The organism is Spirosoma sp., from assembly GCF_048594605.1.
In the GTDB taxonomy this organism is placed as follows: domain Bacteria; phylum Bacteroidota; class Bacteroidia; order Cytophagales; family Spirosomataceae; genus Spirosoma.
Genome location: NZ_JBMDWV010000163.1, coordinates 1 through 8,890, shown reverse-complemented (window position 1 = coordinate 8,890; position 8,890 = coordinate 1). Strand labels below are relative to the sequence as shown.

Below are 8,890 nucleotides of genomic sequence, written 5' to 3'. Positions count from 1 at the left end.
TCCGTTGCTTTCCAAAAATACAGTTTCTTCTACAGAAGCCCAAAACCCATGCCTGAGCAATCCCCGATAAAGAAAGTGCCGGATTTAACCACTGACGATTACTACCTCACCCCTGAAGGCTATGTCGTATTTACGGCTCTTTATCACAAAAAAAGAGGATATTGTTGCCGGAACGGATGCCGTCATTGCCCCTACGATTTCAAAAAAAAGAAGGAATGAGTTGCAGATTATGAATTATTTAGCGAATTTTGCGCCCTCATACGGAAAACGAGTACGGTAATGGCCAGAGTTTGTCAGATCACAGGAAAGCGCACACGTGTCGGAAACAACGTTTCTCACGCTAACAATAAGACTAAGCGTAAATTCTTCCCGAACCTGCAGAAAAAGCGGTTCTTCGTTGAATCAACGGGCGAATGGATTACGCTGAAAGTAGCTACGTCTGCTATAAAGACCATCAACAAAAATGGTCTGGAAGCAACGATCCGCAAAGCTAATCAGCGCGGTACGCTGTCAGTATAGTCTTTTGCTGATACGCCATCCTTGAGCCTCTTCCGGTAAGGAGGAGGCTTTTTGTGTTTTCTTTAAAGTCGTCAGTCCGTCGCAATCTATTGACTAACGACTGTTGATTATTAACGCATGAAACTAAATTTTGAAGACCTCATTGTTTTCGAAAATGAGGACTATATCATCATAAACAAGCCTCCGCACGTAGCATCGCTCGACGAACGAACGACGGATCGGGGCGGACAGAGTATTGTGCGCCTGGCTAAAGCGTATCATCCGGATGCGCAACTCGGCCATCGGCTGGATAAAGAAACATCTGGCATCCTGGCGATTGCCAAAAATCCAGAAGCGTATCGGCATCTGGCCATGCAATTTGAGCATCGGGAAGTAGCCAAACGATACCACGCTGTAACGAACGGCGTTCATGACTTCGATAACGTATCTGTTTATCTGCCTATCTCGCCGATTAAAGACGGCACAGCTGTTCGCATTGATCGGGAAAAGGGCAAAATTGCAGAAACGATTTTTAATACGTTGCAAGCGTACCGGACTACTACGTTGGTAGAATGTATGCCTATTACAGGACGGATGCACCAGATTCGTGTCCATTTGATGTGCCTGAAGGCACCGATTGTCAATGACCCAACCTATGGTGGTGAGCCTGTTTATCTATCCGACGTAAAGCGCAAGTTCAACCTCAAGCAGGGTACTGAAGAGCTGCCTCTTATTCAGCGGGTTGCTCTCCACGCTTACTCCCTTACGTTTACTTTATTGAACGGGGAAGAGCAAACATTCGTGGCGCCTTACCCAAAAGATTTCAATGTACTGGTGAAACAGCTGGAAAAGTTTGCCTGACAGGGCGATTTCGCCTGGTTATGTTACGTTTAAAAAGAAAATCTTCCCAGTGCGGGAGGATTTTCTTTTTTTGCGAACGATCCACTTCACACCCATGAAACTTTCGATATTTCTATCCACTACGTTCCGGGCCCTTCCTCTCGCAGGCTCACTTCTGGTCAATTCCTGTACGGCGCAGGAGTCGACCTTTCGTATTGTTGACAAGCCTATTGTTTTCGATGAGGAACGTAAGCAACTCTCCCTGGAGTATCTGGCGCAACGGCACGGTATTCAGCAAGCTGAGCCTTTCATCAAACCCAAAATGATTGTGCTCCACTGGACGGCCATTCCGACACTCGACGCTACGTTCGATATCTTTAATCCAAGTGTATTGCCGGGCCGGACTGAACTTCAATCTGCCAGTCGTTTAAATACCTCTGTGCCCTTTGTTGTTGACCGCGATGGTACTATTTTTCGATTACTCCCCGACACTACGTTTGCCCGCCATTGCATCGGACTAAATTACTGCGCCATTGGTATCGAAAATGTGGGCAATAATGACTTGACAGAAGCACAGCTCAAAGCCAATATTCAGCTGATACGTTATTTGAAGAGCCATTATAAAGACATTGAGTATTTAATCGGGCATTACGAGTACAAGGATTTTATTGGAACGCCCCTTTGGAAAGAAACTGATCCGAATTATTTGACAGGCAAAACAGACCCTGGCAAGGCCTTCATGCAAAAAGTCAGGACCAGGCTTAAAGATCTGAACCTAAAAGGTAGCCCAGCCCAGACGGAATAACTCAGAAAATGACGGGGGCAGCCACACCTGTGTCTTCGTGTAGGAGAGGTACGCTTACAATAAACCAGCCGTTACTTTCGTCAATCCGAACCGCTTCCTGACCGAGTAATCTGAATTTAGCGACCAGATCCGTCAAGCCATCTCCAGTGACATCAAAGCGAAGCGCCTTGCGCTGAAGGGTATTGGCAACCTGTAGCCAGCGGTCGGGCGTGGTAGAGATCTGTATAGCTAATGGCTGATCGGCCAGAATGATGTTATACCGTACTGCATTTTCTACCAACACCTGTAGCGTTAGCGGTGGAATTAATAAATCCGTTACTGATTCATCAATGTCCAGATCGAGTCGAAGTCCCGTTTGATAACGAGTCTTTAACAAGTAAAAGTAGGCCTTAATGAAGGCCAGTTCTTCAGTCAATGTCACCAGGCGTTGTTCTCCTGCCTGTAGCAGATACCTGAAAACGCTGGTCAACTCGTCGAGAAACTGATCGGCCAGGCGAGGATTTTCATAAATCAGGGATGACAAGGAATTTAGACTATTAAACAGAAAATGTGGATTGACCTGGCTCTGTAGGGATGTAAGCTGACTCTGTAACAATATTTTTTCCAGATCGTTAGTTTCGACCGTTGCCCGTTGCCATTGCTGCAGCACATAACTTCCTTCGTAAACAGTAAAGTAAATGAAATGGTAAAAGATTTGAATGCCGATTATGCGGCTGAGTTCGACGGCACTGGTAAAGTAAAAAAACTGCCCATCGATCAGGAAACGAATACCGTGGCGCACTAACCAGGCAAAGGTTACCAGAAAAGGCAGGATCGTTAGCAGCCACAACAGCCGTCGGCGCATGTTGATTAACCCTGGATAAATCTGCTGGATACGTAGCACAGCCCACCGCGCAACCTGCCACCAGGCAATGCCCACCGTAAGCGCGATGGTATCGTTATACAGAAGTGTTTTTAAAGGAAGTTTGGCGTACCAGTCGAGCCGAAAGAACAAAGCCACGAACGCATACAGCCCGATGGGTCCGAACCAACGAAGATAAGTGTCGTTGAATGGTTTCATGAACGAATCGTTACGTCGTGGTAATTAGGTAACAGCGGCAGACTGACGATGAATTCACCTTCTTTTTCCTGAATGGACAGATTATCGTTACCCAGCAGCTGGTATTTGGTGGCAATGTTCGCCAGGCCAACCCGATTTGACAAGACAGGCGTATTCTTTCGCTGGAGATTGTTACGAACGATCAGTGATTGAGCTTGTCCTTCAATAAAAATGCGTAAGGGTTGTTCCGGCAACATGACATTATGCTTAACCGCATTTTCGAGAAGAAGCTGTAAGGTAAGGGTGGGCAACCGGAGTTCCATCTGTTCTTCGTCCACCGCAATCTGTAAGTGAAGTCCTTTGCCGTAGCGAGTCTTCAGTAAATGAAAATAGGACTGAATAAACTTCAATTCCTCACGTAGCGTCACAAGTCCGCTATCATTAGCTCGCAACAGATAGCGATAAACACTACTGATTTCGTCCACTACTTTCTCGGCCTGCTCCGGATTTTCGTAAATCAGCGACGACAGCGAGTTCAGGCTATTGAACAGAAAATGGGGGTTGATCTGGCTTTTGAGAGTGTCGAGCTGATACTGCAACTGATCTTTTTTGAGTCGCTGATTCAGGTTATACGTCTGTTGCCAGGCCCGCATAACGTAGCTGCCTTCGTAAAGAACAAAATAAACAATGTGAAAAAAAATCTGGATACCCAGGGCATATGTGTAAGCTGGCAAATCAACCCAAAATTCTGGCTCCCCATTAAAAACCATATGGGCCAGTCTGCGAATGATCCAGCCAATATTGATCAATACAGGCAAAAGTACGACCATCCATAGCAGACGACGTCGGGTATTCGCTAAACCAGGATACCGTTTCTGAAGAGATCGTACTACCCACCGAGCCAGGTTCCAGCAAAAATAGCCTGCGCTGATGGCAATTAAATTGCTACGTATCAGCTCCCCCGTTGACATTTCGAAGTACCAGTTCAGCCGAAAAAAGAGCACTCCAATCATAAACAGGATGAGAGGGCCGAATATTCGTAGCTGTCTGTCGTTGAAGGTGTTCAAGCTCGATGTGGGTTAATGTAAGCTGAGTAAAGATAGCATATTGCGATAGCATGTATCCGTTGTCAGGTCACTCAGCCAGAAAACTTACTCATCGGCGGGCCAGGTCGCAAACTGCTGGAGTCAAGACAAAGAGAATAATGTTGTGGCTGAAAAAATAACATAAAATACACTGTCGTCGTTACGTTCATGGGAAGCATTTGTTGAGCGAATCCATTGATTCGTAGACTTTTAGAGAGTTGTAAAATCAGTCTTTGGACTACGTAATCCGAAGTTAGAAGACAACTAATTCATCAGATTTATGAAATCAGGATTAGGAATCATGCTACTTATTTGTTGGCTGGGGGTAAATTCAGCAAAAAGCCAGTCGATACCCGTCGTTAAGTTTGATCAGTTGCAGCAGTTGATTACTAAGCCTAACGATACGTTGTATGTGGTCAATTTCTGGGCTACCTGGTGTGCGCCCTGTGTGAAAGAATTGCCTCTATTTGATGCGCTTAAACGGACCTACGCAACGAAGAAAGTAAAGGTGATGCTCGTCAGTATGGATACGAAAAAGACGCTGACTACGAAAGTTGTGCCCTTCGTTCGTAATCGGAAGATAAAATCGACTGTGCTGTTGCTGGATGAAACGGACCTGAATACGTGGGTTGACAAACTAGTGCCGGAGTGGTCTGGCGCTTTGCCAATGACTGTGCTTCTGAATAAGAAACAAAACATCCGTCGATTTGTCGGAAAACCCGTAGAAGACGGCGAACTCGAATCAATTATCAATCAATACAAACTATAATCATCATGAAAAAGACCGTTTTTTTATCAGTGATTGCCCTGCTGGTGGCAATAGGGTTGATGAGTTCCCGGAATGTATCCGATGGATACAAAGTTGGCGACACGGTTCAGGATTTCAAGCTGAAGAATGTCGATGGCCAAACGATTTCATTAGCCGACAAGAAAGATGTAAAAGGATATATTATTGCTTTTACGTGTAATACCTGCCCAGTAGCTAAAGCCTACGAAAGCCGAATTATTGCCTTAAATGAGCGATTTGCGCCCAAAGGTTATCCTGTTGTAGCAATTCAGTCAAACGATGCACAGCGGTCGCCCGGCGATTCGTATGAGGCTATGCAGCAACGCGCCAGAAACAGCAAGTATCCGTTCCCCTATCTCTACGATCAGAATCAAACAGTGGCTCGTACGTTTGGAGCAACGAATACACCCCATATGTTCGTTGTTCAACGCGATGGCAGCCAGTACAAAGTCGCTTACATAGGTGCAATCGATAACAACCAGGGCGACCCGGCTTCAGCAGATAAGAAATTTGTTGAAAACGCTGTCAATGAATTACTGGCTGGTAAGCCTGTAACAACATCGTCGGCGCGGGCAGTTGGTTGCGGAATTAAGTGGAAAAGCGTTTAGATTCTGAGCCCCGAAAAAGAATTTAGAGGCTCAGAAGTTCATTTCACTACGTTACTCTTTCCAAATTTCGTCCCGAAGAAATCGTCTTTATTCCAGGCAGGACGTTGATCGCTTTGGGCGGTTAAGTAGCCAATCAGAAACTGCAGCTGAGCGTGTTTAGCGGCTGCATTGAAATCGAACGGCTGATTCATATCATCCTGTGGCGAGTGATAAATCGTGGCTCGCCAGTTGAGATTTAGTTTCGTACCATCCAGGTTAGGGTTGCCCGTATCGGAACCACTTTTGATGAAAAGCGCCGGAATACCTTGCCGGACGAAGCTAAAATGATCGCTCCGCATAAACACCGTCTGTTCAGGAATTGGATCGGGACTAATTTTAACTCCTAAAAAACTGGCGGCCTGACGTACTTCCTGATTCAAGCTAGAATGTTCGGCCCCGTAAGGCACAATATCGAGCAGCGGATGAAAAAAGAAGGGCATGTCCAGCGCCAGGTTAGCGACAATTTTCTCTTTCGGAACAGTCGGGTTGCTGGCAAAATAATCAGAGCCCAATAGCCCCATTTCCTCGCCCGTTACGCCCACAAACAGAACGGAGCGCTTAGGTGCTTTAGGCAAACCGGCGAACAGGCGCGCCATTTCCAGATTAATTGCTACGCCCGACGCATTATCGTGCGCCCCGTTGTAAATCGAATCACCCTTTACGGGTCGGCCGACGCCCAGGTGATCGATGTGTGCAGCATAAACAATATACTCATCTTTCAGAATGGGATCTGAGCCGGGTAATACGGCTACTACGTTATAGCCGGGCACATCTTCCACTACGTCGGTTTGGGTTTGCATACGTACGGATACGTTCAGAGGAAAGGCTTGCGGACGATTTTTCTGCGCGCTGGTAAGGGCGTCTTTAAATGACGTAGCGGCATTGGCAAAAAGCAGTCGGGCGGCTGAATCGCTGAGTGAGGCTGATCCTTTTATGTCAGGATACGTACGTTGCGGTTTTCCTGATTTATCCAGCCAACGATACACGCCCTGCCGTGCACGCGGAGCCGCCGTTTCGATACGATTCCGAAGATCAGTTGGCAAGCTAAATGCTAACGTACCAACGGCGCCATGCGCTACCGCATTTTCGGCTTTTGACGACGAATAGTAAGCGCGTTGATTAGAAGGAAAACTATTGGGGGCACCGTTTACATAAGCGACAATTTTACCTTTTACATCAATACCGGAATAATCGTCATATCCCAGCTCGGGGGCCGTTACGCCATACCCGACGAAAATAACGGGCGCCGTTACGTCGCTGCTGGTATGATCAGGGGTTGGATTGAGAATGAACTGTTTACCATACGATAAGGGTTGCTCGCGACCATTGGTTAATAAAGTCAGTGAACTTCCTCCTTCCCGCACTTGCCATCGGCGGAGCGGAACGTCCTGCCGATACGTGTTACTTTCGCCTGCTGGCTTTAAACCCAACGCTTTTAGCTGGTTCACTACGTAGTCGGCTGCCATATCGAACCCCTTGGTACCGGGCTTTCTTCCTCTCAATGAATCGTTCGATAAAATGCGCATGTGGTTGCGAATAGCGTCAGGACGAGCCGTTTTAGCAACGCGTTGAACATCGACGGGAATTGCATCCGATTGGGCATGAAGTTCGCCTATACCGAGTGAACAGATAAATAGCGAGAATAGAAAAGATGTTGAATAGCGCATAAGGTTGTACAGGAGATCCATTAAACGTAAGCTAAGATAATCTGCAATTTTAGTAGGTCAACAACAAATGGCTGATTTAACTGCGATGCTCAAATAAAGTATTTGCGATTTACTGACATTAAGCGAGGTCTATTTTCCGAAATCGTTTATTACATATAATAGCTAGGGGATGCCTATAAAGCGAAAGGAGATACGACAATGGCGATTCGGAATTACAGGAAAGCACTAACGCTGAAAGCAACGGGCTAGCAACGCCATTCAGAAACTGGCCACCTCATTTAATAAACAGAAATAAGCTTTATTGCAACGTAACAAATAGACCGTAAAATTATAACCCATGCATCCGCATGTCTGCCAGAGGCTATATTCGCCGACGATTAAAGCAGACTTGGTGCTTAATACTATTTGACAGAAATGACGAAAATTCCCATACTTATTGACTGCGATCCTGGCCACGATGATGCCGTCATGCTGATGCTGGCAGTTGGCAGCGGTCTGTTTGATATCAAAGCGATCACTACGTCGGCCGGGAATCAGACACAGGAAAAAACGCTGAAAAACGCGCTAAAAATCAGAGACTTATTAAAAGCCGACATACCAATCTATAGAGGCTGCGAAAAACCACTTTTCCGTCAGCTAATCATTGCCGACCACGTACACGGCGAGATGGGGCTGGATGGACCGGCATTGCCTGAACCCGAGCTTGCCTACGAAGCGACCCCCGTCGTTGAAGCAATGGCCAGGATTCTGATCGATAGTCCTGAGAAAATTACCCTTGTACCAACTGGTCCGTTGACCAACATTGCTACGTTATTACTGGCTTTTCCAGAGGTAAAGTCAAAAATTGAACGAATTTCGCTGATGGGCGGGGGGGCTTTTCGGGGAAATATTACCCCGACTGCCGAATTCAATATCTACGTCGATCCGGAAGCGGCTGCGGTTGTCTTCAGATCAGGGGTACCGATTACGATGTGTGGGCTCGACGTAACGCATAAGGCGCTGGTTTTTCAGGAGGATATTGATCGATTCCGGGCCATCGGCAACCAGACGGGTACGGTTATTGCCGAACTAATGGATTTCTTCTCGATTTATTACCGTCGGGAGCGGCCCGAACTGGATGGTGGTGCTGCTTTGCACGACCCTTGCGCCATCGCCTGGCTGATCGACCCAACGATGTTTACGTCAAAACCCTGCTACGTTGATGTGGAGTTAACAGGAACGTTAACGCTTGGCACGACGGTAGTCGACTTTTTCGATGTATTAAAGAAAACCCCGAACGCCGAACTCGTTTACGATATCGACCGCGAGCGGTATATCCAGCTGATTTATGAATCAGTTCGGGGGCTGCCCTAGAACCAGGGGCGTCTGACTTTGAACGATCGTTTGAGGCCGCTAATTAGCAGGAACGCGCCGATTACGCCGAAAATGATCGCCAGGATAGTAATGTGCAGAATGGCGAACAACACGGCTACCACAAGCACAATAACCGATGCTTTGAGCTTCCAGCTGGCGCGCAAGCTGG

General features: G+C 46.8%; 10 protein-coding genes. 7 read left to right on the top strand and 3 right to left on the bottom strand.

The window, feature by feature from the left end; translation table 11 throughout:
• The 4 genes from ACOJS8_RS10315 to ACOJS8_RS10300 form a co-directional block, all read left to right on the top strand.
• On the top strand, window positions 1–219 hold a 219-nt coding region (locus ACOJS8_RS10315), incomplete at its 5' end, for a DUF5522 domain-containing protein (RefSeq protein ID WP_420148461.1).
• Between the two features lie 60 nt (window positions 220–279).
• A complete protein-coding gene (gene rpmB, locus ACOJS8_RS10310; RefSeq protein ID WP_420148460.1) occupies window positions 280–519 on the top strand; it encodes a 50S ribosomal protein L28 in 240 nt (79 codons plus the stop codon).
• Window positions 520–636: 117 nt separating this feature from the next.
• Window positions 637–1,359: an RluA family pseudouridine synthase gene (locus tag ACOJS8_RS10305; RefSeq protein ID WP_420148459.1), complete on the top strand. Its 723-nt coding sequence runs from the start codon at window positions 637–639 to the stop codon at window positions 1,357–1,359.
• A gap of 94 nt (window positions 1,360–1,453) precedes the next feature.
• On the top strand, window positions 1,454–2,143 hold the full coding sequence (locus ACOJS8_RS10300) for an N-acetylmuramoyl-L-alanine amidase (RefSeq protein ID WP_420148458.1): 690 nt from the start codon (window positions 1,454–1,456) through the stop codon (window positions 2,141–2,143).
• A 1-nt stretch (window position 2,144) separates the two neighbouring features.
• Here ACOJS8_RS10300 and ACOJS8_RS10295 read toward each other — a convergent pair whose 3' ends face one another.
• Both ACOJS8_RS10295 and ACOJS8_RS10290 read right to left on the bottom strand, forming a co-directional pair.
• Entirely contained in the window at window positions 2,145–3,203 is a 1,059-nt protein-coding gene (locus ACOJS8_RS10295) for a sensor histidine kinase (RefSeq protein WP_420148457.1), read from the bottom strand.
• Window positions 3,200–4,195 carry a sensor histidine kinase gene (locus tag ACOJS8_RS10290; protein ID WP_420148456.1) on the bottom strand — a complete coding sequence of 332 codons (996 nt, stop codon included), beginning with the start codon at window positions 4,193–4,195 and terminating at the stop codon, window positions 3,200–3,202. Before ACOJS8_RS10290 ends, ACOJS8_RS10295 begins: the two co-directional genes overlap by 4 nt.
• 352 nt (window positions 4,196–4,547) lie before the next feature.
• Between ACOJS8_RS10290 and ACOJS8_RS10285 the strand changes: the two genes are divergently transcribed.
• Window positions 4,548–5,036: a TlpA disulfide reductase family protein gene (locus ACOJS8_RS10285; protein WP_420148455.1), complete on the top strand. Its 489-nt coding sequence runs from the start codon at window positions 4,548–4,550 to the stop codon at window positions 5,034–5,036.
• A 5-nt stretch (window positions 5,037–5,041) separates the two neighbouring features.
• Window positions 5,042–5,662, top strand: coding sequence for a thioredoxin family protein (locus ACOJS8_RS10280; protein ID WP_420148454.1), 621 nt, complete (start codon window positions 5,042–5,044; stop codon window positions 5,660–5,662).
• A 38-nt stretch (window positions 5,663–5,700) separates the two neighbouring features.
• Here ACOJS8_RS10280 and ACOJS8_RS10275 read toward each other — a convergent pair whose 3' ends face one another.
• Window positions 5,701–7,368, bottom strand: a complete 1,668-nt coding sequence (locus ACOJS8_RS10275) for a M28 family metallopeptidase (protein WP_420148453.1) — start codon at window positions 7,366–7,368, stop codon at window positions 5,701–5,703.
• Between the two features lie 414 nt (window positions 7,369–7,782).
• Here ACOJS8_RS10275 and ACOJS8_RS10270 point away from each other — a divergent pair, with 414 nt between their 5' ends.
• Window positions 7,783–8,721, top strand: coding sequence for a nucleoside hydrolase (locus ACOJS8_RS10270; RefSeq protein WP_420148452.1), 939 nt, complete (start codon window positions 7,783–7,785; stop codon window positions 8,719–8,721).
• The last annotated feature ends 169 nt before the right edge of the window (window positions 8,722–8,890 follow it).

Excerpts from the sequence above, each read along its gene's own strand:
- ACOJS8_RS10270 (WP_420148452.1), top strand. The coding sequence starts at position 7,783 with ATGACGAAAATTCCCATACTTATTGACTGCGATCCTGGCCACGATGAT.
- ACOJS8_RS10280 (WP_420148454.1), top strand. The coding sequence starts at position 5,042 with ATGAAAAAGACCGTTTTTTTATCAGTGATTGCCCTGCTGGTGGCAATA.
- ACOJS8_RS10300 (WP_420148458.1), top strand. The coding sequence starts at position 1,454 with ATGAAACTTTCGATATTTCTATCCACTACGTTCCGGGCCCTTCCTCTC.
- ACOJS8_RS10285 (WP_420148455.1), top strand. The coding sequence starts at position 4,548 with ATGAAATCAGGATTAGGAATCATGCTACTTATTTGTTGGCTGGGGGTA.
- ACOJS8_RS10275 (WP_420148453.1), bottom strand. The coding sequence starts at position 7,368 with ATGCGCTATTCAACATCTTTTCTATTCTCGCTATTTATCTGTTCACTC.
- ACOJS8_RS10290 (WP_420148456.1), bottom strand. The coding sequence starts at position 4,195 with ATGATTGGAGTGCTCTTTTTTCGGCTGAACTGGTACTTCGAAATGTCA.
- ACOJS8_RS10295 (WP_420148457.1), bottom strand. The coding sequence starts at position 3,203 with ATGAAACCATTCAACGACACTTATCTTCGTTGGTTCGGACCCATCGGG.
- rpmB (WP_420148460.1), top strand. The coding sequence starts at position 280 with ATGGCCAGAGTTTGTCAGATCACAGGAAAGCGCACACGTGTCGGAAAC.
- ACOJS8_RS10305 (WP_420148459.1), top strand. The coding sequence starts at position 637 with ATGAAACTAAATTTTGAAGACCTCATTGTTTTCGAAAATGAGGACTAT.